A 26150-nucleotide genomic window follows, 5' to 3' on the forward strand; every position below is an offset into this window, starting at 1 on the left:
GCGCCTGGCCTTTAAAGGCCGGGGCGGCAAAGCTCAGCGTATCGGACCTCAGCTCAGGGTCTGCGGATCGACGTCAATGGACCAGCGGATACGCCGCGCCTCGGGCCAGGCTTCCAGACGGTGGGCCAGCCATTCCAGCGCGGGGTGCAGTTGGCTGCGTCGCTCCGCCATCAGCGCGATCTGCAGGTGGTAGCGGTTCTGACGGCGCTCCATGGGGGCCGGTACCGGGCCGAGGCAGTCGAGATCCAGAGCCAGGCTACGTACCTGCTCGCGCAATTCTCCGGCGATCTCCCGGGCGAGTGCCGTCAGGGCGTCTTCCCGGGGGCCTTCCAGGCGGATCAGGGCCATGAAGCGCAGTGGCGGCAGGGCGGCGATGCGGCGTTCTTCAAGCAGCGACTCGGCCAGGGCGTCGTAGCCGCGCTCGGCCAATAGACGCAGGCTGGGGTCGTCCGGGTGCATGGTCTGCACCAGCACTCGGCCAGGGTGGGCGGCGCGGCCGGCGCGCCCGGCCACCTGCTCAAGCAACTGGGCCGAGTGCTCCAGCGCGCGAAAGTCGCTGGCGTAGAGGCCAGCGTCGGCGTTGACCACCACGACCAGGGTGACGTGGGGCAGATGGTGGCCCTTGGCCAGCATCTGGGTCCCGACCAGGATCGCTGGTTCACCACGCCGGACCTCGGTGAGCATCTTCTCGAGCGCGTCCTTGGCCCGGGTGCTGTCGCGGTCGATGCGGTGGACCGGGGTCTCGGCAAAGGTTTCGGCCAGGCTCTCCTCCGTACGCTCGGTGCCGCTACCCAGCGGACGCAGGTCGGCGCTGCCGCAGTCCGGGCAGGCGTCGGGAATGACCCGGCGGCGATCGCAGTGGTGGCAGGCCAGCATCGGCGGCTGGCGGTGCCAGGTCATGCGTGCGTCACAGTGGTCGCACTCGGCCATCCAGCCGCAGGCGTGACAAGCCAGGGTGGGGGCGAAACCGCGGCGATTGATGAACACCAGCACCTGATGGCCGGCATCCAGCGTTGCCTTGATGGCGTCGATGACCGGCGGAATCAGGCCGCCGCGTCGAGGGCGCCCCTTGAGGTCGACCAGTTCCAGTCGAGCGGGAGCGTGGCGAGTGGCCCGCCGGGTCAGCCGCAGGTGAGCGTAGTCACCGGTGCGCGCGCGGTGCAGGCTCTCCAGCGACGGCGTGGCGCTCCCCAGCAGCAGCGGAATGCCATGGCGCTTGGCGCGCACCACCGCCAGGTCGCGGGCGTGGTAGCGTAGCCCGTCCTGCTGCTTGAACGAACCGTCGTGTTCTTCGTCGACGATGATCAGGCCTGGACGTGCCAGCGGGGTGAAGATGGCCGAGCGGGTGCCGATGATAATCGGCGCCCTCCCGCTGGCCGCCGCCTCCCAGGCGTCCAGGCGCTCGTGGTCGGTCAGCCCCGAGTGCAGTGCCACCACCGGGACCCGGAAGCGCTGGCGAAAGCGCCCCAGGGTCTGCGGAGTCAGGCCGATTTCGGGAATCAGCACCAGCGCCTGGCGCTTCTTGGCCACCACCGCCTCGATCAACTGCAGGTAGACCTCGGTCTTGCCGCTGCCGGTCACCCCGTGCAGCAGGCAAGGGTGAAAGCGATCGAGCCCCTGGTGGAGCTGGTTCAGCGCCTTGGCCTGCTCGTCGTTCAGGGCCAGCGCCGGGCTCGCCAGCAGGCCCTGGCTGTCGTCGGGGGTGGGGCCGGTGAGGGTTTCCTCATGGCAGCTCACCAGCCCCTTGGCTTCCAGCGCCTTGAGCTGGTCGCGGGTGAAGGATTGCGCCTGGATCACCTGGGTGGTGAGGCCCTGGGGATGCTGGCGCAGCATCTCCAGCAGTTCGGCCTGGCGCGGAGCCCGGCCCAGGCGGGCAGGATCGCCGTTCAAGGCGACCTGCCAGCGTTCGCGTACCCGCGCCTCCAGCGGGCGTCCCTGACGCAGCAACACCGGCATGGCATGGGCCAGGGTGTCGCCGAGGGCGTGCTGGTAGTAGCGCGAGGTGAATCGACATAACCACAGCCAATCTCCTGGCAGCGGCGCCTTGTCCAGACAGGCCTGGATCGGCTTCAGCTTGGCCAGCGGCAGGTCGCTGTCGTCACGACAGTCGACGATGACGCCCACCACCTGGCGGCGGCCGAACTCGACGCGCACGCGCAGTCCCGGCGACCAGCCCCCTTGCGGGGGCGCCCCCTGGGGGAGGTAGTCGAACAGGCGGCGAAGGGGGGATGGAATGGCGATCCGCAGCACGCGCGGGGCAGGAGAGTCAGCCAATTGGCCTCCACAATGAAGTCTGCTAGAATACTCCGCCGCTTCCTTGACGGGAGCGGATCACCGGCCGGCACAGGGGCTTGACGACGCACCAACGAGTGCCCGTGCCATTACCCGTATGCGGTGCCTGGCAATGGATCAGGTGGCGGCATACCGAAAAGTGAGGTTCACGATGAAACAAGGTATCCACCCGGATTACAAGACGGTCAATGCGACCTGTTCCTGCGGCGCCACCTTCGAGGTCGGTTCCACCGCTGGCCACGACCTGAGCCTGGACGTCTGCTCTCAGTGCCACCCGTTCTACACCGGCAAGCAGAAGCAGGCCACCACCGGTGGTCGCGTCGAGCGCTTCAACAAGCGTTTCGGTGCCGCGCTCAAGCGTTGATCGTACGGAGCTGAACGCACCAGCGAGAAACGCTGGTCGACGATGCTCGGGCAATGTCCCCTTCGAACCCGCCTTCATGGCGGGTTCGTTGCGTCTGGGGCCGCGCAGAGGGAAGGGGGGGGCAAAGGACAGGGCCCGCGACCGCGTGAGCGTTCTCGTTATTGCGTTGCATCAATGCGCAACGCGCGGCGGGCGACTAGGCTTCAAGCAGCAAAGGGAGGCGATGGTCGGGCCTCATCGTTGTCACTGAGCGAACTCGCGCTTGCCCGAGCGGTGAGCTTTCAGCGTCACCCTTGGCCCATCTCTGCGCTCACCTTCCTTGCATCTTTCTTCATGACAAGGGTTGGTGCAATGCAGCAAAAGTTGTCGACATTGTCAGCGAAAATCCTGAAACGGGCGTATAACTGACGCTTTTCTCAATCATGTTGAGAAATGGAATATTTTTCTATATTGTGTTGCCACCGTTCCACAAGGACATCCGGACACCAAGCATGACGGACGCAAAGAAGCAGGCTGCGCTGGACTATCACGCTCTCCCCATTCCCGGAAAGCTGTCGGTCGAACTGACCAAGCCGACCGCCACGGCCAAGGACCTGGCGCTGGCCTACAGTCCCGGCGTGGCGGAGCCGGTGCGAGAGATCGCGCGGGACCCGGAAAACGCCTATCGCTATACCGGCAAGGGCAACACCGTTGCGGTGATCTCCGACGGCACCGCCATCCTTGGCCTCGGTAACCTGGGGCCGCTGGCGAGCAAGCCGGTGATGGAAGGCAAGGGTGTGCTGTTCAAGTGCTTCGCCGGCATCAACTCTGTGGATATCGAGGTCGACGCCGAGAGTCCCCAGGCATTCATCGATACCGTGGCGCGGATTGCCGACAGCTGGGGCGGCATCAACCTCGAGGACATCAAGGCACCGGAGTGTTTCGAGATCGAGCAGGCGCTGGTCGAGCGCTGCAAGATCCCGGTGTTTCACGATGATCAGCATGGCACCGCCATCGTCACTGCGGCGGGTATGCTCAATGCGCTGGAAATTGCCGGTAAGTCCCTCGATCAGGCGCGTATCGTGTGCATGGGCGCCGGCGCCGCGGCGATCGCCTGCATGAAGCTGCTGGTGGCCTGTGGTGCTCGCCCCGAGAACCTGGTGATGCTCGACCGCAAGGGCGTTATCCATACAGGTCGTGAGGACCTCAACCAGTACAAGGCGATGTTTGCGGTGGACACCGACAAGCGCACCCTGGATGACGCCATCGATGGTGCCGATGTGTTCATCGGTCTGTCCGGCCCTGGCCTGATGACCGCCGATCATATTCGCAAGATGGCCAAGGACCCGATCGTCTTCGCCTGCACCAATCCGGATCCGGAGATCCATCCCGACCTGGCGCGGGAGACCCGCCCGGACGTGATCATGGCCACCGGACGTTCGGACTATCCGAACCAGGTCAACAACGTGCTCGGTTTTCCCTTTATCTTCCGCGGTGCCCTGGACGTGCGCGCCACCCGCATCAACGAAGAGATGAAGGTCGCCGCCGTCCACGCGCTCAAGGACCTGGCGCGGGAGCCGGTGCCCCAGGCGGTGCTGGAAGCCTACGAGAAGGACGCCATGAGCTTCGGCCGTGAGTACATCATTCCGACCCCGGTGGACGTGCGTCTGCTGGAGCGGGTGACCTCGGCGGTGGCCCAGGCGGCGGTGGACTCCGGCGTGGCCAGAAAGCCCTACCCGTCGCACTATCCGCTCAAGACCATCGACGAAGTCTACGGCGGCTGAGCCAGGCGCCGATAGATCCAGGCGCCGCTAGATTCAGACGTCTCGACAGCAACGACAAGGCCCTCCAGTGGAGGGCCTTGTCGCGTCTGGTGGCCGTAATCCGATCGGTCCTGGTCGCTAGAACTCGTAGCGCAGTGACGCCGAGGTGATGCGGTCGGTCTTGGCCTCGGCGTCCTCAAGGGATGAGAGCTGCTTGAGAACTCGTGGCGCAGGAGCCGGTCTGTTCTTGATCGAGGGCTGCCCTAGAACTCGTAGCGCAGTGACGCCGAGGTGATGCGGTCGGTCTTGGCCTCGGCATCCTCGGGGGGATCCCAAGGGATGAGAGCTGCTTGAGAACTCGTATCGCAGCGAGGCCATCGGGGAATGGACGCTGCTTTAGAACTCGTAGCGCAGCGAGGCCGAGGTGATGCGGTCGGTCTTGGCCTCGGCGTCCTCGGGGGGATCCGAATTGTGCTTGATCTCGTGGGACAGGCGCAGCGACATATGGGCGTTGATGCGGGTATCCAGGGCGGTATAGGAGCGCACCGTCGAGTTCTTGCGGGTGGTCTCCAGCGACAGTTCCTGTTCGAGGGTGGCGCTATCGCTCAGCGCATAGCCGGCCTCCAGGGCGCCGTAGGCCACCGCCAGACGCTGGTCGTTCTCGCCGGGCAGGATGTCGGCACGATAGCCGGGGCCTGCCTCCAGCGCCAGGTGGGCGCGATCGTCGTCGATCAGCTGGCGGCCGTAGCCGGTGATGGCGGTGAACTGGTGGTCGTAGCCGCTGAAGCGATCCTTCTCCCAGCGGCCGAAGCCGAACAGATAGTGCGGGCCGACCAGTTCGCGGCGTTGGCGAAAGGACACCAGATACTGCTCCGCACTGGTCTCGCTGTCCTCGCTGGCGTGGCGGGCCTCGCCGCGCAGGCGTGACAGCCAGGCCCCCTGCAGCCAGGTCAGCTGAGCCTTGCCGAGAAAGGTCTCGCTGTTGGAGTTGCCCGACAGATGGGTGTAGCCGAACTCGACATGGCCGAGAAAGTCCGGCGAGTCGTCATGGACGGGGATCGGGGCGTAGAAGGCGTCCGCCAGCGCGGCTTTTATCGGCACAAAAAGCCCGAAAATGCATAGTGCCGTCGCGGGCAAATGAAAACGGGAAATCACCATAAGGTGGTCTCTAGGAAGGTTCAAGGCGTGGTGGGTAGCGCGAAGTGACAAGGGACCCCTCCTTCCCGACGGGAAGGAGGGGTAATGGCCTTAGAAGATGGCTTCGTAGGCGCCGGTACCCTGGGAGCCGCTGTGGCGCTCGACGGCGCTTTCGACACGGCGGGGCTGTACGGTGGGCATGTGGTCTTCGTCGAACAGTTCCTCGACGCCGCCACCCTGGCCGTCGCGCAGCAGGCGACCGCTGTTGGCGTCGACCCTGGCGGTGATGATGCCGGGCGGCTGTTCGGGGATGTTCTCCGGCTTGCCGGCCAGCGCCTGGCCCATGAAGTCGACCCAGATCGGCAAGGCGGCCTGGGCGCCGTACTCGGCGGTGGGGGTGTTGTCGTCCTTGCCCACCCACACGGTGGCAGCGTAGTCGCCGTTGAAGCCGGCAAACCAGGCATCACGCTGGTCGTTGGTGGTGCCGGTCTTGCCGACGATGTCGGTGCGCTCGAGTGCCAGGGCGCGGCGGGCGGTGCCGCGCTCGACCACGTCGCGCAGCATGTCGCGCAGCAGGTAGACGGCACGCTCGTTGGCGACCCTAGGCGCCACCTCGTAGGTCTTGCCGTCGATTTCTGTGGTGGTCTGGCTTTCGCTGCATTCGCGGCAGGCCACGCGGGGGCTTGCCTCTTCCACCAGGGTCTGCTGCTCGCCCTGGGTGATCTTCTCGATGAACCAGGGCGATACCCGGAAGCCGCCGTTGGCCAGCACCGCGTAGGCGTTGGTCATTTCCAGCGGGGTCAGGCTGGCGCTGCCCAGTGCCAGCGACAGGCCGTTGGGTAGACGATCACGGGAGAAGCCGAAGTCCACCAGGAAGTCGATGGTGCGACTCAGCCCGATGTTCTGCAGAAGGCGAATGGTGACCAGGTTGCGCGAGCGGGCAAGGCCGACCCGCAGTCGGGTCGGGCCGAGGAAGTCACCGCTGGAGTTGGACGGGCGCCACAGTTCGTTGCTGCCGTCGTTGAGCACCACCGGGGCGTCGTTGATGACGGTGGCGGGGGTCACCTCGCCACTGTTCAGGCCCGCCAGGTAGATGAACGGCTTGAAGATGGAGCCGGCCTGGCGACGGGCCTGAATCGCGCGGTTGAACTTGCTGGCGTCGAAGTCGAAGCCGGCCTGGAGTGCGAGGATCGCGCCGGTCTGCGGGTCCATCACCACCAGTGAGCCCTCGGCACCGGGCTGCTGGGACAGGCGCCAGCTGCCGTCCTCGCGCTGGAGGATGCGCACCAGGTCACCCCGGCTGGCGATCTCTGAGGCCGAGGACGGTGAGGCGCCACGATAGCGGGCACTCTTGTAGGGCGCGGCCCAGTCCAGCCCGTCCCAGGACAGGGTGATCAGCTCGCCCTCATGGGCCAGCACCTGCATCTCGCGGCCTTCGCTCTTCACCACGATGGCGGGTTCCAGCGGGCCGTAGGTCGGGGTGCGCTCCAGCACCTGCAGCCAGTTGCTGACGTCGCCATCGACGCCCTCGACGCTGGTCTGACTGCGCTCGGCCGCGCGACGGGCGGTTTCCATGACCTCGGGAGACTCGGACAGCTCTTCCTCCAGGCCGGTGCGCTCGGTCTTTTCCTGGGCTTCGGCCAGACTCTGAGGAATCTCGGTGTCCTCAGGCCCGCGCCAGCCATGGCGGGTGTCGTAGGCGATCAGGCCATTGGCCAGCGCCTGGCGAGCCATGGGCTGGAGCTCGCTGTCGATGGTGGTGGTGATGCGATAGCTGCCGGTATAGGCCTCGTCACCGAAGCGATCGGTGGCGAACTGACGGGCCATCTCGGCGACATAGTCGGCCTGAACCTCGGCCTTGGCCACGTGGCGACTGGCGGTGATCGGCGCCTGAACCGCTTCGTCATAGGCGCTCCGGTCGATGTAGCCCAGCTCGCGCATGCGAAACAGGATCCAGTTGCGGCGAATCAGCGCGCGCTCGGCGTTGGCCAGGGGGTTGAAGGCCGAAGGCGCCTTGGGCAGGCCTGCGATCATCGCGTGCTGGGCCAGCGTCAGCTCGTCGAGCGGCTTGTCATAGTAGACCTCGGCGGCGGCGGCGATGCCGTAGGCACGGTGCCCCAGGAAGATCTTGTTGACATAGAGCTCCATGATTTCCTGTTTGCTCAGGATCTGTTCCATCTGCAGCGACAACAGGATCTCACGCAGCTTGCGGGTAAAGGTACGATCCAGCGTCAGCAGATAGTTGCGCGCCACCTGCATGGTGATGGTCGAACCGCCCGACTGGATATCGCCACCGCTGGACACCAGTTCCACTGCGGCCCGCGCCAGGCCCTTGGGGTCGACGCCGGGGTGTTCGAAGAACGCCGAATCCTCTGCTGCCATCAGTGCCTGGAGCATTGGTTCTGGAATGTCCTCGAAGTCGACCGGCATGCGGCGTTCCTCGCCGAATTCGCCGATCAGCTGACCGTCGCGGGTGTAGATGCGCAGTGGTGTCTGCAGCTCGAAGTCCTGCAGTTGACGGACATCGGGAAGCCCAGGAGCGAAGTAGAGGGCGGCACCGACGACGCCCAGGGCCGCGGCGGCGCCAAGCGATATCACCAGCCACACGGCGGAGAAAATGAGCGTTCTGAGATACTTCATGAAATCGCGGTGTCCATGCTGAGAACGAAAAACGGCGGGGCGAAGAGATGGGGTAAGGCAGTCCTTTGCGTCGGCCATTATAGGAACTGGGAGGGCCTGTCACCACCATTGTGACGAATTGCCCGTCTTGTTGCACAAAGTGCCGTCATGGATCAGTAAGGCCCGGCCCGGTTTTGGCTAGGCTGGCGCCACAGCGTCGTGCATCGGGCGCGGTGCCATGGTGGCAGTGTGATGGGCTCATGTGGTTTTCCTCGAAGGACAAGGGTCTGGTCGGTGTCGATATCACCTCTGCCTCGGTCAAGTTGATCGAGCTGGTGGAGGACGACGCCGGCCACCGCGTGGCCGGCTACGCGGTCAGACCGCTGCGTCAAGGGGCCGTGGTGGAGCGCCGCATACGTGATATGGGCGAGGTCATCGAGGTGCTGTCGCGGGTGGTCGAACTGGCCTCTCCAGGGAGTCGAGAGGCCGCCGTGGCGGTGCCATCCCGCGCGGCGATAACCCGGGTACTGCGCTATCCGGCAGCGCTCGATGATGAAGAGATCGAGGCCCGTATCGAATGGGAGTCAGACAAGCACATACCGTTTCCGTTCCGTGAGGTGGCCTTTGACTTCTATCGCCTGGGACGCTGCTCCGACGATCCGCAGTGGCAGGAGGTGCTGCTGGTGGCCTGTCGTCGCCAGGACGTCGAGCAGTTGACCCAGGCGCTGGAGGCCAGCGGGCTCATGCCTGCGGCGGTGGATGTCGAGAGCTTCGCCATCGAGCGGGCCATCGCTGGCCTTTGCCGTCGTCGCCGACTGGGGGATGGCGCTCTGGCCCTGGTGGACGTGGGCGCCTACCTCAACACGCTGCACGTGGTGGTGGCCGGGCGCATCGTCTACAGCCATGACAGCCTGTTCGGCGGCATGCAGCTCACCGAAGCGATCCAGCGTCACTACGGTATCGGCATGGATGAGGCCGGCTTTGGCAAGAAGCGGGGCGGTTTGCCGGACGACTATTCGCACACGGTGCTGGGGCCCTTCGTCGAGACCCTGGTGGAGCACATCCAGCGATCGTTGCAGCTGTATCAGGTGTCGGACCATGTGCGTCCGCTCGAGCGACTGCTGTTGACCGGAGGTGGCAGCCTGGTCGCGGGGCTTGCCGATCGTCTGAGCCAGGCCCTCGGCCTGCCGGTCAGCCAGGTGGACCCGCTGGAGGGGATGGCGCTCAAGCCATCGCTGGACGCGGCGGCACTGCGCGGCGAAGCGCCGGCCCTGCTGACCGCCTGCGGCCTGGCCATGCGAGGACGACCATGAAAGATGTGACGATCAACGAGGTCCAGGTCAATCTGCTTGACTGGCGCGAGGCCGCTCGCGCCAGGCGCACGCGACGCTTCTGGCTGGCGGTGGCGCTGTCGGCGTTGGCGGGTGTCGGGCTCGCGTTGATGGCGACGCTGTGGCTGCAGTGGGGGTTGAGGCAGATGGAGGCCCGCCAGCGACATGTCGCCGCTGCCGTCGAGCGTCTGGAAGAAAAGTCCGCCGAGATGGTTGATCTCGAACGCCAGCTCTCATTGCTGGATCAGGAACAGGCGTTGCTCGAGCGGCTGCAGGACGAGCGGCGCCAGACGCTTGCGGTGGTCAACGCCCTGGCAGCCACCCTGGCTCCGGGGGTTCGCTACCAGCGTGTCGAGCGCATCGGCGACAGATTGATGCTCGAGGGCGAGGCCGTCGACAGTGCCAGGCTGGTCGAGCAGCTGCGCTCCCTCGAGCGTGCGCAGGTCTTTGCCGAACCGCTGTTGTCGCGGGTGGGGGCCGAGCAGGGCTATCAGCATTTTGCGCTGGAGATGACCCTCGCGGCATTGCCGGCGCTGGAGGCCTTGCCATGAATTCAGAGCAGGGCGGTGACGTCAGCTGGCGTGAGCGCTGGCTCGATGAGTGGCGCCGGCTCAGGGCGCTGGACTGGCGTCGGCTGGAGCTGAGTGAGGCCGGGCGCTGGCCGATGTCGCTGCGGACCCTGGTGGCGATCCTGGCTTTCGTGCTCGCCCTGGTGGCCATGGTGGTGGGCTATCTGCATCCCCTGTCACAGCGTCTGGTGGAGCTGCAGCGTCAGGAGTGAGAGGTGGTCGCCGACTTCGAAGGCCGCGCACGCGAGTTGGCGGAGCTTGATCGCCTCAAGCGGCTGTTGGTGGATCTCGATCAGCGTGTCAGCGAGCGGAGGCGCATGTTGCCGGATGGTGCCGCCATCCCATCGCTGTTGGAAGGCATCGGCCAGGTGGCCAAGCGTCGCGGGCTATCGCTGGAGGAGCTCGAACTGAGGCCGGCGCGCCCCCTGGAGCTTTATGTCGAGCGGCCTTTTGATCTGCGGGTGCGGGGCGACTACCACGCCATCGGTGGTTTCGTGGCTGATCTGGCCAACCTGCCCCGACTGGTGACGTTGCACGATTTCAGCCTATCGCCGGTCGAGGGAGGGCTTGAGCTGCACGCGCTGGCGCAGACCTACAGTATTGGTGACGGGGCGCGCGTCGCCGATGCGCTGGTGGAGGGTTCATGAGGCGGCGCCGGCTGGTGGGCGTGCTGATGGGCGCCTTGTTGGGTGTGGCCCTGACGGGTTGCCAGCAGGCGGACCTCGACGCCCTGGATCGGCGTCTGGCCGAGGCGCTGGCGCCGGAGCTCGATCGGCGGCCGGTAGCGTTGCCCGAGGTAGTGAGCCTGCCGGTGCTGCAGTATCGCTACGCCAACGCGAGAAGCCCCTTTCGCTTCGAGGGCCAGGGCTTCGGCGGTCAGCGGTTTGGGCAAGGCAGCGGTCTTGCTGCCTTTTCCCTGGACGAACTTGAACTGGTGGGAGTGCTGGGTCGAGGGCAGCGGCATTGGGCGCTGTTCGAGGCGCCCGATGGTCATCTCTATCGGGTGGCGCAAGGGGAGATGCTGGCCAATCCGCCCGCCAGGGTCGCGGCGATCAGCGCTGAGGCCGTCAGGCTGGAGGCGGTTGCAGGCAAGGACTATCGCTGGAAGGAGCGTGTCATGAGGGTAGGCGAGTGAGCAGGCGACCTGATATCGGTTCATGTCGGACAGGCGAATCGGCGTTTTCGCCTGGGCGGGCGATCGCGCGGTGGCTGGTGGGGCTGGTGGTCGGTGTGCTGCTGGCGTCGCCGGGCTGGGCGCAGGGCGAGGGCTATCAGGGCGCGCCGATCACTCTGAACTTTCAGGATGTCGAGGTGCGCTCGGTGCTGTCGGTGTTGAGTGACTTCACCGGCCTCAATATCGTCGCCAGCGACAGCGTCGCTGGGCGGGTGACCCTGAACCTGGAGGCGGTGCCCTGGGACCAGGCGCTGGATATGGTGCTGGAGAGCCAGGGGCTCGATAGTCGTCGGCAGGGCGACATCCTGCTGGTGGCGCCGGCCTCGGAGCTGGCCGAGCGTGATCGTCTCAAGCTCGAGGCGGCCTCGCGGCTGGACGAGCTTGAGCCACTGGTGACCGAGCATATCGAAGTGCGGTATGCCAAGGCGGCTGAGCTCGCCGCCTTGCTGCGTGGCGAGAACGGTTTCGGGCTGTTGTCCGAGCGCGGGCGCGTGGCCACCGATCCGCGCACCAATACCCTGCTGGTCCAGGACGTGGCCAGTCAGCTCGACGAGATTCGCTGGACCCTGGCGCGCCTGGATGTGCCGGTACGCCAGGTGCAGATCTCGGCGCGCATCGTGGTGGCCCGAGACAACACCGCCGAGGAGATTGGCGTCAACTGGGGGGCACGCAGCCGCCACGACAAGTTGCCTGTGGGGAGCGGGGACGGTGCCCTGTCCGGGGCGCTGGGTGAATCGGTACAGATCGGTGATGGGGTCTTCGGCAATCGAGGGGATGCCTACGGTGGCCTGGGGGTGGATCTGGGCGATGCCCTGGATCCGGGAAGCTCTTTCAAGTTCGGCTATCTGGCCGGGGATGTGCTGCTGGATCTGGAGTTGCATGCGCTGGAGAGCGAGGGCAAGAGCCAGACCATCTCCGAGCCGCGGGTGATTACCGCCAATCAGCACACCGCCCTGATCAAGCAGGGCAAGGAGATCCCCTACCAGGAGTCCACCTCCAGCGGTGCCACCAACGTGGAGTTCAAGGAGGCGGTGCTGGCGCTGGAGGTCACCCCGCAGATTACCAGCGATGACCGTATCGTCATGGATCTGACCATCAACAATGACACCCTGGCCGAGCAGAGCTTCGACGGCGAGCCGGCCATCGATACCAACGAGATCCAGACCCAAGTGCTGGTCGAGGACGGCGAGACCGTGGTGCTGGGGGGGATTCTCACCACCCAGCAGCTGCATACGCTGTACAAGACGCCCTGGCTTGGCGATATCCCCTGGCTGGGAAAGCTGTTTCGCTATACCGAGGACGTCAACGATAAGGTAGAGTTGTTGGTATTCATCACTCCCCGGATACTCGACGACGGCCTGGCGACTCACTGATGCAGGAAGTACCCAACCTGATTCTGATAGGCCCCATGGGGGCGGGAAAGAGCACCATCGGCCGCCTGCTGGCGGCCGAATTGTCACGTCCGTTCTACGACAGTGACCACGAGATTCAGTCACGCTGTGGCGCGGATATCCCCTGGATATTCGATGTCGAGGGCGAGAGCGGCTTTCGTGACAGGGAAAGCGCCATGATCAGCGAGCTGGTGGACTACGACAAGGTAGTGATCGCCACTGGCGGCGGCGCGGTGCTGCGCGAGGAAAATCGCCAGCGTATCCGCGAGGGCGGTACCGTCATCTATCTGTTCACTACCGTGGAGCAGCAGTTGAAGCGCACCGCCAAGGATCGCAACCGGCCGCTTCTGCAGCGCGGTGATCGCGAGCAACTGCTACGCGACATGTTCGCCCTGCGTGACCCGCTGTATCGCGCCACCGCGGACCTGGTGATCCGCACCGACCGCCGCGGGCCGCGCTCGGTGGTCAACGATATCGTTCGTCGCGTCCATCGCCTCCTCGACCCTCTCACCTGCAAGGCCTCATCATGAGCACACCCACGTCCGTGAATCCCTTGACCCTGACCGTCGCCCTGGGCGATCGCAGCTACCCCATCCATATCGGACCGGGGCTGGTCGATGACGGTGAGCGTCTGGCCTCCTATCTCAGCGGTCGCCAGGTGATGGTGGTGACCAACGACACCGTCGCCGCGCACTATCTCGAGCGGCTGACCTCGGCGCTGTCAGCGGCCGACGACCGCCTCAGGATCGAGACCCTGGTGCTGCCGGATGGTGAAGCCCACAAGAATGTCGATGGCGTCTCGCGCATCTGGGACGCCCTGCTGGAGGCCGGCTTCAACCGCAAGGCCACGCTGGTGGCGCTGGGCGGCGGGGTGATCGGCGATATGGTCGGCTTCGCCGCGGCGTCCTACCAGCGCGGCATCTCCTTTATTCAGGTGCCCACCACTCTGCTGTCCCAGGTGGATTCTTCGGTAGGGGGCAAGACCGGGGTCAATCATCCGCTGGGCAAGAACATGATTGGCGCCTTCTGGCAGCCCCGCGCAGTGCTGATCGATACCGCCACGCTCTCGACCCTGCCCGAGCGCGAACTGTCCGCGGGTCTTGCCGAGGTGATCAAGTACGGACTGATCCATGACAGTGACTTTCTCGGCTGGCTGGAAGATGAGATGGCTGCGCTGCGTGACCTCGACGATGTTGTGCTCGCCAAGGCCATCGAACGTAGTTGCGCGATCAAGGCCGAGATCGTCGCCCTCGACGAGACCGAGCAGGACGTGCGGGCGCTTTTGAATCTGGGGCACACCTTCGGGCACGCCATCGAGGCCTACATGGGCTACGGTACCTGGCTGCACGGCGAGGCGGTGGGTGTGGGCATGCTGATGGCGGCTGACCTGTCGATGCGTCAGGGCTTTATCGAGCAGGCCGATGTGACGCGCACCCGTCGAGTGATCGAGCGGGCGGGTCTGCCGGTGGCGGCGCCCAGGGAGATGACGGTTGAGGATTTCGTGTCGCGCATGAAGCTCGACAAGAAAAATACCGATGACCGCATGCGCCTGGTGCTGATGCGCGCGCTCGGCGAGGCCTGCGTCTACGATCAGACCCCGCCGGCGCTGCTCGGCGAATGCATCGAGGCATACCCGCGGGCCTGATGATGCCAGTCTCCAGAGTATCGACTGCGACGCCCGCCTTGTGCGGGCGTTGTCGTGTCTGGGGCACGCCGAGCGGCAAGGTTGGCTTCGGCACGGGTGGCTTTGGCGTGGCTTTGGCGTGGAAAGGGGCGGCTAGAGACGGGACAGGTATTGGCCGAACAGGGCTTCACGGAGTGCGGTACGAGGTGCTGTCGACGGCTTCGGGATAGGGGGAATAGGCGCCGCTCATGCGTGGATCTGTATGTCGTATGCCTGATCGGCATGGGGTGTCGACAGTTTTTGCGACTAAAGTCTAGTGGCGAAAGGCGTACAGCAAGACTTGCTGGAAACGGCTTCCAAGTCGTTGACCTGATAAGGTTTTTTTTCGAAGCCTTGGTGCAAGCATCAGATTTACGGTGTTTTTTTATCGGGCGTGCGCGGCGGGGAGATTGCGCGAGGGCGGGGGGCTGGCTATGCTGGGTACCCATTTTTCGTGCAGTTAGCGAAAGCCCTTAAGGGCTTAAAATCAAAAGAAAAACCGATAATAATATCGCGATTATGCTGTGACTACAACCCTTTCACCTGAGGCGCGCCCATGAACAGAGGTCTTCACCAGCCCGGCGAGTTCCGTGACAACTGCGGGTTTGGCCTGATCGCCCACATGGAAGGGCAGGCTAGCCATGAACTGCTCAGTACTGCCATCGAATCCCTGACCTGCATGACCCACCGTGGCGGTATCGCTGCCGACGGCAAGACCGGTGACGGCTGTGGCCTGCTGTTGAAGATGCCCGACGGCTTCATGCGCCACGCCGCCAAGGAAAGCCTGGGTATCGAACTGGGCGACAGCTATGCCGTGGGCGTGATCTTCCTGCCCGACGACGACCAGCGTGAGGAGCGCGCCCGCCAGGTGCTCGAGGCGAGCCTGACAGAGCGTGGTGTCAAGGTGCTCGGCTGGCGCGAGGTGCCGGTGGACCCCAGCGTGTGCGGCCCGATGGCGCTGGAGTGCCTGCCGCGTATCCGTCAACTGTTCGTCGAGCCCGGTGACGCCGAGGAAGCCTTTGACGTCTCGCTGTTCATGGCCCGCCGACTGGCCGAGCAGGCGCTGATCGACGAGCCGGACTTCTACGTCAGCTCGCTGTCCAGCGACGTCGTCTCCTACAAGGGACTGGTGATGCCGGTGGATCTGCCGGCCTTCTATCAGGACCTGGGTGACGAGCGCCTGGAAACCGCCATCTGCGTGTTCCACCAGCGTTTCTCCACCAACACCGCGCCGCGCTGGCCGCTGGCTCAGCCGTTCCGCCTGCTGGCCCACAACGGCGAGATCAACACCATCGAGGCCAACCGTGGCTGGGCCAACTCGCGCAAGGAGAACTTCGTCTCCGAGCGGCTGCCCGACATCGCCAGCCTCGACCAGATCGTCAATACCACCGGTTCCGACTCCTCGAGCATGGACAACATGCTCGAGGTGCTGCTGACCGGCGGCATGGAGCTGCATCGGGCGGTGCGCATGATGGTGCCGCCGGCCTGGCAGAACGTGGAGATCATGGACGGCGACCTGCGTGCCTTCTATGAGTACAACTCCATGCACGTGGAGCCCTGGGATGGCCCCGCCGGTGTGGTCATGACCGATGGCCGTCAGGCCCTGTGCATGCTCGACCGCAACGGCCTGCGCCCGGCGCGCTGGGTGATCACCCGCAACGGCTTCATCACCCTGGCCTCCGAGATCGGCACTTACGACTACAAGCCCGAGGACGTGGTGGCCAAGGGCCGTGTCGGCCCCGGTCAGGTCCTCGCCGTGGACACCGAGACCGGCGAAGTGCTGCACACCAGCGACATCGATGAGCGGCTGAAGTCGGCCTATCCCTACAAGCGCTGGCTCAAGCAGGAGGCTCAGTTCCTGGAGTCCGCGCTGACCGAGCTCGCAGCCTTCAAGAACATGGACTCCGACACCCTTCAGGTGCAGCAGAAGATGTTCCAGGTCAGCTTCGAGGAGCGTGATCAGGTGCTGCGTCCGCTGGGCGAAAGCGGCCAGGAAGCGGTGGGCTCCATGGGTGACGACACCCCCATGGCGGTGCTCTCCGGCAAGCACCGGATGCTGTCGGACTACTTCCGTCAGAAGTTCGCCCAGGTCACCAACCCGGCCATCGATCCGCTGCGCGAAGCCATCGTGATGTCGCTGGAGACCTGCATCGGTGCCGAGCGCAATGTGTTCAAGGCGACCCCGGAGCACGCCCACCGTATCGTGCTGACGACCCCGATCCTGTCGCCGCGCAAGTTCACCGCTCTGGTCGGCCAGGACGACCCGGCCTTTGCCAGCCAGCGTCTGTCGCTGGGCTATGACCCGGAGCAGACAGGGCTCAAGGCGGCGCTGCTCGAGCTGTGTCGCGAGGCCGAGGCGGCGGTTCACGACAACAAGGTGATCTTGGTGCTGTCCGACGCCGACCTGCCCCAGGGGCAGGTGCCGATCCATCCGGCGCTGGCGGTGGGCGCGATCCACAACGAACTCGGTCGCAAGGCCCTGCGCCCGCGGGTCAACCTGATCGTCGAGACCGGCTACGCCCGTGACGCCCACCAGATGGCGGTGCTGTTCGGGGTGGGCGCCACCGCGGTCTATCCGTGGCTGGCCTACCAGGTGATGGCCGATATGCATCGCACTGGCGAGCTGTCCGGCAATCCGGCGGACGCCCGCGAGAACTACCGCAAGGGCCTGCAGAAGGGGCTGTTCAAGATCCTCTCCAAGATGGGCATCTCGACCCTGGCGTCCTATCGTGGTTCGCAGCTGTTCGAGGCGGTGGGTCTGTCCTCCGAGGTGATGGATCTTTGCTTCACCGGCATGGCCTCGCGCATCGAGGGTACCGGCTTCAACGAGATCCAGCTGACCCAGGTGGCGCTGGCCAAGGACGCCTGGAAGCCGCGCAAGGGCATCTCCCAGGGCGGCCTGATGAAGTACGTCCATGGTCACGAGTACCACGCCTACAACCCCGATGTGGTCAAGGCGTTGCAGGAGGCGGTGCAGGAGGGCGACTACGCCAAGTGGAAGAAGTTTGCGCAGCTGGTCAATGATCGCGCGCCCGCCACCATCCGTGACCTGCTGAAGCTGAAGCCCGCCGCCGAGGCTTTGCCGCTCGAGGAAGTCGAACCGGTCGAGGACCTGCTGCCTCGCTTCGACAGCGCCGGTATGTCGCTGGGTGCGCTGTCGCCGGAGGCCCACGAGGCCCTGGCCCAGGCCATGAACGAGGCCGGTGGGCGCTCCAACTCCGGTGAGGGTGGTGAGGATCCGTCGCGTTACGGCACCATCAGAAGCTCCAAGATCAAGCAGATCGCCTCCGGGCGCTTCGGTGTCACCCCGGCCTACCTGGTCAACGCCGAGGTGCTGCAGATCAAGGTGGCCCAGGGCGCCAAGCCCGGCGAGGGCGGCCAGCTTCCCGGTGGCAAGGTCAACGAGTTGATCGCCCGGCTGCGTTATTCGGTGCCGGGGGTGACCCTGATCTCGCCGCCGCCGCACCACGACATCTACTCCATCGAGGATCTGGCCCAGCTGATCTTCGACCTCAAGCAGGTCAATCCCGACGCCCAGGTGTCGGTCAAGCTGGTCTCCGAACCCGGCATCGGCACCATCGCCACCGGCGTGGCCAAGGCCTACGCTGACCTGATCACGGTGTCCGGCTACGACGGCGGCACCGCGGCGAGCCCGCTGACCTCGATCAAGCACGCCGGTTCACCCTGGGAGCTGGGCCTGCCGGAGGTGCATCAGGCGCTGCGCATCAACGGTCTGCGCGATAAGATCCGGCTGCAGACTGACGGCGGCCTGAAGACCGGCCTGGACGTGATCAAGGCGGCGATTCTTGGCGCCGAGAGCTTCGGCTTCGGTACCGCACCGATGGTGGCGCTGGGCTGCAAGTACCTGCGTATCTGCCACCTCAACAACTGCGCCACCGGTGTCGCCACCCAGATGCAGTACCTGCGCGACGAGCACTTCCGTGGCACCGTCGACATGGTCAAGCACTACTTCCGCTTCATCGCCGAGGAAGTGCGCGAACTGATGGCGCTGGTGGGTGTGCGCAAGCTCACCGACCTGATCGGGCGCACCGACCTGCTCGAGGTGTTCGAGGGGCTGACGCCTTCGCAGCACAAGCTTGACCTGACGCCGTTGCTGGCCAACGACCATGTGCCGGCAGATGCCCCTCAGTATTGCCAGGTCAGCCGTAACGTGCCGCATGACCCGGGCGCCAAGAACCTCGAGGTGCTGGAGGCGCTCAAGGACGCCATCGAGTCCAAGGGCGGGGCCGACGTGTCCTTCACTATCACCAACTGTGATCGTTCGGTGGGTGCGCTGACTTCCGGCGCCATCGCCAAGCGTTACGGCGAGGCGGGTCTTGACGACGCGCCGGTGACCGCGCGCTTCACCGGTGTCGCCGGTCAGAGCTTTGGGGTGTGGAACGCCCGCGGACTCAATCTGTACCTGGAAGGTGACGCCAACGACTATGTCGGCAAGGGCATGAACGGTGGCAAGATCGTCATCACCCCGCCGAAGAGCAGTCAGTTCGAGAGCCACAAGACGGCGATCATTGGCAACACCTGCCTGTACGGCGCCACCGGCGGCAAGCTGTTTGCCGCGGGTACCGCCGGCGAGCGCTTCGGCGTGCGCAACTCCGGCGCCCACGCGGTCATCGAAGGCTCGGGCGATCACTGCTGCGAGTACATGACCGGCGGCATCGTCTGCGTGCTCGGCGAGACCGGCGTCAACTTCGGTGCGGGCATGACCGGCGGCTTCGCCTACGTGCTCGACGAGGATCGCTGCTTCGTCGACCGTTACAACCACGAACTGGTGGAGATCCATCGGGTCAACACCGAGGCCATGGAGGCCTATCGGAGACACCTCAGGGAAACCATCGAGGAGTATGTGGCCGAGACCGGATCATTGCGCGGTCAGGCGATCCTCGAGGACTTCAGCGACTTCATCCGCCACTTCTGGCTGGTGAAGCCCAAGGCGGCGAGCCTGAATGGCCTCTTGGCCCAGTCCACGCGTCAGCCCGAATAACCCGACGGCGTCCCGAACAAGGCAGGAGAACATCATGGCAAACCGTTTGAACAACGACTTTCAGTTCATCGACGTCGGTCGTCAGGATCCGCAGAAGAAGGCGGCGCGCACCCGCGCCCGCCAGTTCGCCGAGATCTACGAGCCGTTCAAGCCCATGGAGGCGGCCAGCCAGGCGCATCGCTGCCTGCACTGCGGTAATCCCTACTGCGAGTGGAAGTGTCCGGTCCACAACTACATTCCCAACTGGCTGCAGCTGGTCAGCGAAGGCAACATCCTCGAGGCGGCGGAGATGTCGCATCGCACCAACTCGCTGCCCGAAGTGTGTGGCCGGGTGTGCCCCCAGGACCGCCTGTGCGAGGGTGACTGCACCCTCAATGACGGCTTCGGCGCGGTGACCATTGGTTCGGTGGAGAAGTACATCACCGACACTGCCTTCGCCATGGGCTGGCGCCCGGATATGAGCCAGGTGACCTGGACCGACAGGAAGGTCGCGATCATCGGCGCGGGCCCCGCTGGCCTCGGCTGCGCCGACATCCTGGTGCGCAACGGCGTCAAGCCGGTGGTCTTCGACAAGTACGCCGAGATCGGCGGCCTTCTGACCTTCGGCATCCCCGAATTCAAGCTCGAGAAGACGGTAATGGAACGTCGTCGTGCGGTGTTCGAGGAGATGGGCGTGGAGTTCCGCCTCAACGTCGAGGTGGGCAAGGACGTCGCCTTCGAGGATCTGTTGGCGAAGTACGACGCCGTGTTCCTCGGCATGGGCACCTATACCTATATGGAAGGTGGCTTCCCCGGCGAGGACCTGCCCGGGGTGCACAAGGCGCTCGACTACCTGATCGCCAACGTCAACCACCGCCTGGGCTTCGAGAAGAATCCCGAGGACTTCGTCTCGCTGGAAGGTCAGCGTGTGGTGGTGCTGGGTGGTGGCGATACCGCCATGGACTGCAACCGTACCGCCATTCGCCAGGGCGCCCGTGAGGTGACCTGCGCCTACCGCCGTGACGAAGAGAACATGCCGGGCTCCCGGCGTGAGGTGGCCAATGCCCGCGAGGAAGGCGTGGACTTCCTGTTCAATCGTCAGCCGGTGGCGGTGGTCGGTGAAGAGCGGGTCGAAGGCGTCAAGGTGGTGCGTACCCGCCTGGGCGAAGCCGACGAGAACGGCCGTCGCCGTCCCGAGGTGGTGCCGGGCTCCGAGGAGATCATCCCCGCCGACGCCGTGGTCATCGCCTTCGGCTTCCAGCCGAGCCCGGCGCCCTGGTTCGAGTCGGTGGGCATCGAGGTCGACGAGCGTGGCCGGGTCAAGGCGCCTGAGCATGGCAGCTTCGCCTTCCAGACCACCAACGAGAAGATCTTTGCCGGTGGTGACATGGTGCGCGGCTCCGATCTGGTGGTGACCGCGGTCTACGAAGGTCGCCAGGCCGGCGAGGGCATCCTCGACTACCTCGACATCTGAGGCTCTGCCGAGCCCCCGTCCCCCGCTGTGAGAATCATGGCGGAGGGGCGGGGCGGTTTCTCCAGGATGACTTCCTGTTGTGCAAATTGAGCCGTTAGTCGATATCTGCTAGTCTGTCGTCCCATCCTGGCGCGGCTTCCTGCCGGGCCTACCGATCACGTTTCGACAGGTTCTCCATGACACGATATATCTTCGTGACCGGCGGCGTTGTGTCCTCTCTTGGCAAGGGCATTGCGTCGGCCTCGCTGGCGGCGATTCTCGAGGCTCGCGGCCTCAAGGTCACCATGCTCAAGCTCGACCCGTACATCAACGTGGATCCGGGCACCATGAGTCCCTTCCAGCACGGCGAGGTGTTCGTCACCGAGGATGGCGCCGAGACCGACCTGGACCTGGGCCACTATGAGCGCTTCATCCGCACCAAGATGACCCAGTCCAACAACTTCACCACTGGCCGGGTCTACGAGCACGTGCTGCGCAAGGAGCGTCGTGGCGACTACCTGGGCGGCACGGTACAGGTCATCCCGCACATCACCGACGAGATCAAGCGTCGTGTCTACGAAGGTGGCGAGGGCTTCGACGTGGCACTGGTGGAGATCGGTGGCACCGTGGGTGACATCGAGTCGCTGCCGTTCCTCGAGTCCATCCGTCAGATTCGCAGCGAGAAGGGCGCCAGCAACGCCATCTTCATGCACCTGACGCTGGTGCCCTACATCCAGACCGCCGGCGAGACCAAGACCAAGCCGACTCAGCACTCGGTCAAGGAGCTGCGCTCCATCGGTATCCAGCCGGATATCCTGATCTGCCGCAGCGAGGTCGAGCTGGAAGAGACCGAGCGTCGCAAGATCGCGCTGTTTACCAACGTGGAAGAACGCGCGGTGGTACCGTTGCAGGACGCCGATACCATCTATCGGATTCCGCTGATGCTGCACGAGCATGGGCTCGATGACATCGTCTGCGACAAGCTGCGCCTCGAGGCCGACGAGGCCGACCTCAGCGAGTGGGTCAAGGTGCTCGACGCCAAGCTCAACCCGCTCAAGTCGGTGAACATCGCCATGGTCGGCAAGTACATGGAGCTCTTGGACGCCTACAAGTCGCTGAACGAGGCGTTGATCCACGCCGGCATCCAGACCCGCGTGAAGGTCAACGTCGACTACATCGACTCCGAGGACATCGAGCGTCACGGCACCGACCGGCTGGCCGGCAAGGACGCCATCCTGGTGCCCGGCGGCTTCGGTGAGCGCGGTGTGGAAGGCAAGATTGCCACCGCGCGTTTCGCCCGCGAGAACGACATTCCCTACCTGGGCATCTGTCTGGGCATGCAGGTGGCGGTGATCGAGTACGCGCGCCATGTGGCCGGCTGGAACGATGCCGACTCCACCGAGTTCACCCACGACACCCAGCACCCGGTGGTGGGCCTGATCACCGAATGGCTCAACCCCGAAGGCAAGATCGAGGTGCGTGACGAGGCCTCCGATCTGGGCGGCACCATGCGTCTGGGTGGCCAGGAGTGCCGTCTGGCCAAGGGGTCCAAGGCCCGCGAGGCCTACGGTGACGACATCATCGTCGAGCGTCATCGTCATCGCTTCGAGGTCAACAACCAGTTCATCGAGGACCTGGAGAAGGCAGGCCTGGTGGTCTCCGGACGCAGCGTCGACAACTCCCTGGTGGAAATGGTCGAGCTGCCGGACCACCCTTGGTACGTGGCCTGTCAGTTCCACCCGGAGTTCACCTCGACGCCGCGTGATGGCCATCCGCTGTTCACCGGCTTCGTCAACGCGGCCCTGGGTCACAAGGCCAAGCGCACCCGCGCCCAGTCCGCGCACCAGGAGTGATCGCCATGTCAGACGCCCAGCGTACCATCGAATTTGCCGGCCTGAGGGCCGGCAATTCATTGCCTCTGGTGCTGTTTGCAGGGATGAACGTGCTCGAATCCCGTGAGCTGGCCCTCGAGGTCGCCGAGGCCTACGTCGAGGTGACCGGCAAGCTCGACATCCCCTATGTGTTCAAGGCCAGCTTCGACAAGGCCAACCGCAGCTCGATTCACTCCTATCGTGGTCCCGGCCTCGACAAGGGGCTCGCGATCCTCGATGAGATCAAGTCGCGCTTCGGGGTGCCGGTGATCACCGATGTCCACGAACCGCACCAGGCGGCGCCGGCGGCCGAGGTGGCCGATGTCATCCAGCTGCCGGCGTTTCTGGCTCGCCAGACCGACCTGGTGGTGGCGATGGCCGAGACCGGTGCGGTGGTCAACATCAAGAAACCGCAGTTCCTGGCCCCCCACGAGATGCGCCACATCATCACCAAGTTCCAGGAAGCCGGCAACGAGCGGCTTCTGCTGTGCGAGCGCGGCTCGAGCTTCGGCTACAACAACCTGGTGGTGGATATGCTCGGCTTCGGCGAGATGAAGGACACCGGCTTCCCGCTGCTGTTCGACGTGACCCACTCGCTGCAGCGCCCGGGCGGGCGCAGTGACAGCGCCGATGGCCGCCGCGCCCAGGTGCTGGACCTGGCCAGGGCCGGGGTGGCGGTAGGCATCGCCGGGTTGTTCCTGGAAGCCCATCCCGATCCCGATTCAGCAAAATGCGACGGCCCCTGTGCACTCCCGCTTGATAAGCTCGAGCCTTTCCTGTCGCAGATCAAGGCGCTGGATGACGTAGTAAAAAAACTACCGTCGATCGAGATACGCTGACGCTACCTCCGTTGGATCGTGTGTTCTGGCCCTGGGGCCTATGGTGTCACCCGGGCGGATCGACAACGCTGACACGAGTTTTTCACCCACAAGGATCCTCAAGATGACCAAGATCGTCGATATTCGTGCCCTCGAGGTGCTGGACTCTCGCGGCAACCCCACCGTGCAGGCGGAAGTCCGCCTGGAAAGCGGCGCGATCGGTGTCGCCTGCGCACCGAGCGGCGCCTCCACCGGCTCTCGCGAGGCGCTGGAGCTGCGTGATGGTGACAAGAGTCGCTACCTGGGCAAGGGCGTGCTGAAGGCGGTGGACGCGGCCAACGGCAAGATCCGTGAGCGTCTGCTGGGTATGGACGCACGCGATCAGCGCGGGCTGGATGATGCCATGCTCGAGCTCGACGGCACCGACAACAAGGAAAACCTGGGCGCCAATGCCATCCTGGCGGTCTCCCTGGCCGCGGCCAAGGCCGCCGCCAACGCCAAGGGCGTGCCGCTCTACGCGCACATCGCCGAGCTCTACGGCCAGCCGGGCAAGTACCTGATGCCGGTGCCGATGATGAACATCCTCAACGGGGGCGAGCACGCCGACAACAACGTCGACATCCAGGAGTTCATGGTCCAGCCGGTCGGCGCGCCGAGCTTCCGCGAAGGGCTGCGCGTCGGCGCCGAGATCTTCCATGCGCTGAAGAAGGTGCTGTCGGCGCGTGGTCTGGCCACCGCCGTCGGTGACGAGGGCGGCTTCGCCCCCAACCTGGCCTCCAACGCCGAGGCGCTGGCGGTCATCAAGCAGGCCGTCGAAGACGCCGGCTACGCGCTGGGCAAGGACGTCACCCTGGCGCTGGACTGCGCCGCCAGCGAGTTCTACAAGGACGGGCAGTACCTGCTGGCCGGCGAGGACAAGAGCTTCGACGCCGAGGGCTTCGGTGACTACCTGGTGGGCCTCAGCGACGAGTACCCGATCGTGTCCATCGAGGATGGTCTGGACGAGTCCGACTGGGACGGCTGGAAGTCGCTGACCGCCAAGCTCGGCGATCGCGTGCAGCTGGTGGGTGACGACCTGTTCGTGACCAACACCCGTATCCTCAAGCGCGGCATCGACGAGTCCATCGGCAACTCCATCCTGATCAAGTTCAATCAGATCGGTTCCCTGTCCGAGACCCTCGATGCCATTCGCATGGCTCAGGACGCCGGCTTCACGGCGGTCATCTCCCACCGCAGCGGTGAGACCGAGGACACCACCATCGCCGACCTGGCCGTGGGCACCTGTGCCGGTCAGATCAAGACCGGCTCTCTGTGCCGCAGCGATCGTGTGGCCAAGTACAACCGTCTGCTGGTCATCGAGCAGGAGCTGGGTGAGCGTGCGAGTTATCCGGGCCGCTCCGCCATCAAGGGGCAGGCGTAGGCCCTTGGCAAGGCACCGATGGTGCTAGTGTCGACGCGTCTTGTAAGAGATTGACTACAGTTCTTGTAAGACATTGACTATTTTGGCGCCGAAAAGGCTCGCAACCGTGTTGCGGGCCTTTTTTATCGCCTTGATTTTTCGATACTTTTTCCGAAAAGTCCTCTCGGTCTGCGTCATGGGTGAGAAAAGTAGGGTGCTTGTGATGACCCCAGAAACTGACAGAATGGCCACACGAATCGAGAGGTCAGGCTTCGCGGCGGCAAGTCGCCCGTCTGTCCCACGGAAACTTCATTGTTTCGGCATCGTTTCCGCAAGGAGGTGGAGTCGACGTCGGCAGTGAAGGGGCATGGATGTCCTCGGTGGTTGACACCCGGATGGGCCGGACTTGCCACTCTACGGTTCAGGTAGGTGTTTTCGGGATGCGTTCAGGAGTCAAGAGCGCGCCTGGTGCGACAGGAAGTCGCTTCTGGGCACGGAGGGCGCTCAGGGAGTAGGGCGGAGGGATCCGCCCAAGGAAACGCTTGGAGCGGGCGGCCTACGGGCCGCCTTTTTTTATGCCTGCCTGTCGGGCACCTGCTTTGAGAGGCCATTGCACCACGTCCTTCCTGCGCCGATGTCAGGCAGAAATCCCGGCCGGTCGGTGCTTGTCCGGGGGCGAGTGGGCCGGAACCCTTCTTCAAGATTTGCTTTACACAAACGCGACAGCCGCCCGGGTAAGGCGGCTGTCGCGTTTGTTCAGGTACTGCCTGGCGCGGTGCTCAGCGCTCGAGCTTTTCCAGCTTGCCCGGCTTGCCGTCCCACTGCTCGGCGTCTTCCGGCGGATCCTTCTTCTCGGTGATGTTGGGCCACACCTCCGCCAGCTCGGTATTGATCTCCAGGAACTGTTCCTGGCCCTCGGGCAGTTCATCCTCCGAGTAGATCGCCTCAGCCGGGCATTCCGGCTCGCACAGGGCGCAGTCGATGCATTCGTCGGGGTGAATCACCAGGAAATTGGGGCCTTCGTAGAAGCAGTCCACCGGGCAGACCTCGACACAGTCGGTGTACTTGCACTTGATGCAGTTTTCGGTGACGACGAATGTCATGCCAGTCTCCCTTCCTCGGGCCAGCGCCTTGCCGGCCTCTCTGTACAGTGGTGGCTTTCGCCCGGGTCGTTGGTGACGTGCGTGCGGCGTGGCGCCCATGCAGGCCATGCAACCTTCGCGTCCGGCGTAACATGCCGGCGCGTCTTAAGCCTTAATGTTATATAGAAATGGCTTTTTATAATCTACGGTCCTTGGGTGCCACATTCTAGTCCTCGCGCCGCTATCGGGCAAGAGTATGCCTCA

18 protein-coding genes and 1 pseudogene are annotated in these 26150 nt (G+C 64.7%); 15 read left to right on the forward strand and 4 right to left on the reverse strand.

The window, feature by feature from the left end:
* Window positions 1-48: 48 nt before the first annotated feature.
* On the reverse strand, window positions 49-2274 hold the full coding sequence (locus C6W88_RS09620) for a primosomal protein N' (protein WP_108132304.1): 2226 nt from the start codon (window positions 2272-2274) through the stop codon (window positions 49-51).
* Between the two features lie 169 nt (window positions 2275-2443).
* Between C6W88_RS09620 and rpmE the strand changes: the two genes are divergently transcribed.
* Both rpmE and C6W88_RS09630 read left to right on the forward strand, forming a co-directional pair.
* Complete coding sequence (gene rpmE, locus C6W88_RS09625; protein WP_045991147.1) at window positions 2444-2656, forward strand: 50S ribosomal protein L31; 213 nt, start codon at window positions 2444-2446, stop codon at window positions 2654-2656.
* A gap of 491 nt (window positions 2657-3147) precedes the next feature.
* Window positions 3148-4419, forward strand: coding sequence for a malic enzyme-like NAD(P)-binding protein (locus C6W88_RS09630; RefSeq protein ID WP_108132305.1), 1272 nt, complete (start codon window positions 3148-3150; stop codon window positions 4417-4419).
* Between the two features lie 375 nt (window positions 4420-4794).
* Here the strand turns inward: C6W88_RS09630 and C6W88_RS09635 are convergent, their stop codons facing one another.
* Together C6W88_RS09635 and C6W88_RS09640 are read right to left on the reverse strand one after the other, a co-directional pair.
* Entirely contained in the window at window positions 4795-5499 is a 705-nt protein-coding gene (locus C6W88_RS09635; protein WP_231498599.1) for a DUF481 domain-containing protein, read from the reverse strand.
* 147 nt (window positions 5500-5646) lie between these two features.
* Window positions 5647-8175: a penicillin-binding protein 1A gene (locus C6W88_RS09640; RefSeq protein WP_108132307.1), complete on the reverse strand. Its 2529-nt coding sequence runs from the start codon at window positions 8173-8175 to the stop codon at window positions 5647-5649.
* A gap of 239 nt (window positions 8176-8414) precedes the next feature.
* Between C6W88_RS09640 and pilM the strand changes: the two genes are divergently transcribed.
* The 13 genes and pseudogenes from pilM to eno all read left to right on the forward strand — a co-directional run bounded on the left by pilM (window position 8415) and on the right by eno (window position 24825).
* Complete coding sequence (gene pilM, locus C6W88_RS09645) at window positions 8415-9467, forward strand: type IV pilus assembly protein PilM (RefSeq protein ID WP_108132308.1); 1053 nt, start codon at window positions 8415-8417, stop codon at window positions 9465-9467.
* Entirely contained in the window at window positions 9464-10036 is a 573-nt protein-coding gene (locus tag C6W88_RS09650; protein WP_108132309.1) for a PilN domain-containing protein, read from the forward strand. The genes pilM and C6W88_RS09650 overlap by 4 nt, the downstream gene beginning before the upstream one ends.
* Complete coding sequence (locus C6W88_RS09655) at window positions 10033-10266, forward strand: hypothetical protein (RefSeq protein WP_108132310.1); 234 nt, start codon at window positions 10033-10035, stop codon at window positions 10264-10266. The genes C6W88_RS09650 and C6W88_RS09655 overlap by 4 nt, the downstream gene beginning before the upstream one ends.
* Before the next feature lie 3 nt (window positions 10267-10269).
* A complete protein-coding gene (locus C6W88_RS09660; RefSeq protein ID WP_108132311.1) occupies window positions 10270-10701 on the forward strand; it encodes a type IV pilus inner membrane component PilO in 432 nt (143 codons plus the stop codon).
* Window positions 10698-11189, forward strand: coding sequence for a pilus assembly protein PilP (locus tag C6W88_RS09665; protein ID WP_108132312.1), 492 nt, complete (start codon window positions 10698-10700; stop codon window positions 11187-11189). Before C6W88_RS09660 ends, C6W88_RS09665 begins: the two co-directional genes overlap by 4 nt.
* Window positions 11190-11311: 122 nt before the next feature.
* A pseudogene (locus tag C6W88_RS09670) lies at window positions 11312-12601 on the forward strand (type IV pilus secretin PilQ); the annotation flags it as partial.
* Window positions 12601-13149, forward strand: coding sequence for a shikimate kinase AroK (gene aroK, locus C6W88_RS09675; RefSeq protein WP_045991139.1), 549 nt, complete (start codon window positions 12601-12603; stop codon window positions 13147-13149). The pseudogene C6W88_RS09670 and the gene aroK, both read left to right, overlap by 1 nt.
* Window positions 13146-14264, forward strand: a complete 1119-nt coding sequence (gene aroB, locus C6W88_RS09680; protein ID WP_045991138.1) for a 3-dehydroquinate synthase — start codon at window positions 13146-13148, stop codon at window positions 14262-14264. Before aroK ends, aroB begins: the two co-directional genes overlap by 4 nt.
* Window positions 14265-14838: 574 nt before the next feature.
* Complete coding sequence (gltB, locus tag C6W88_RS09685; RefSeq protein WP_108132314.1) at window positions 14839-19284, forward strand: glutamate synthase large subunit; 4446 nt, start codon at window positions 14839-14841, stop codon at window positions 19282-19284.
* 34 nt (window positions 19285-19318) lie between these two features.
* Complete coding sequence (locus C6W88_RS09690; protein WP_045991136.1) at window positions 19319-20737, forward strand: glutamate synthase small subunit GltD family protein; 1419 nt, start codon at window positions 19319-19321, stop codon at window positions 20735-20737.
* Between the two features lie 176 nt (window positions 20738-20913).
* The gene (locus tag C6W88_RS09695; RefSeq protein ID WP_045991135.1) at window positions 20914-22569 is read left to right on the forward strand and encodes a CTP synthase; all 1656 of its coding nucleotides are present in this window, start codon (window positions 20914-20916) and stop codon (window positions 22567-22569) included.
* Between the two features lie 5 nt (window positions 22570-22574).
* Window positions 22575-23426 (forward strand): 3-deoxy-8-phosphooctulonate synthase, encoded by an 852-nt coding sequence (gene kdsA / locus C6W88_RS09700; protein WP_108132315.1) that lies wholly within the window; start codon window positions 22575-22577, stop codon window positions 23424-23426.
* 103 nt (window positions 23427-23529) lie between these two features.
* Window positions 23530-24825, forward strand: coding sequence for a phosphopyruvate hydratase (gene eno / locus C6W88_RS09705; protein WP_108132316.1), 1296 nt, complete (start codon window positions 23530-23532; stop codon window positions 24823-24825).
* A gap of 758 nt (window positions 24826-25583) precedes the next feature.
* Here the strand turns inward: eno and fdxA are convergent.
* The gene (fdxA, locus tag C6W88_RS09710) at window positions 25584-25907 is read right to left on the reverse strand and encodes a ferredoxin FdxA (RefSeq protein WP_045991132.1); all 324 of its coding nucleotides are present in this window, start codon (window positions 25905-25907) and stop codon (window positions 25584-25586) included.
* Window positions 25908-26150: the final 243 nt, after the last annotated feature.

This window comes from Halomonas litopenaei (assembly GCF_003045775.1).
Lineage (GTDB): Bacteria > Pseudomonadota > Gammaproteobacteria > Pseudomonadales > Halomonadaceae > Halomonas > Halomonas litopenaei.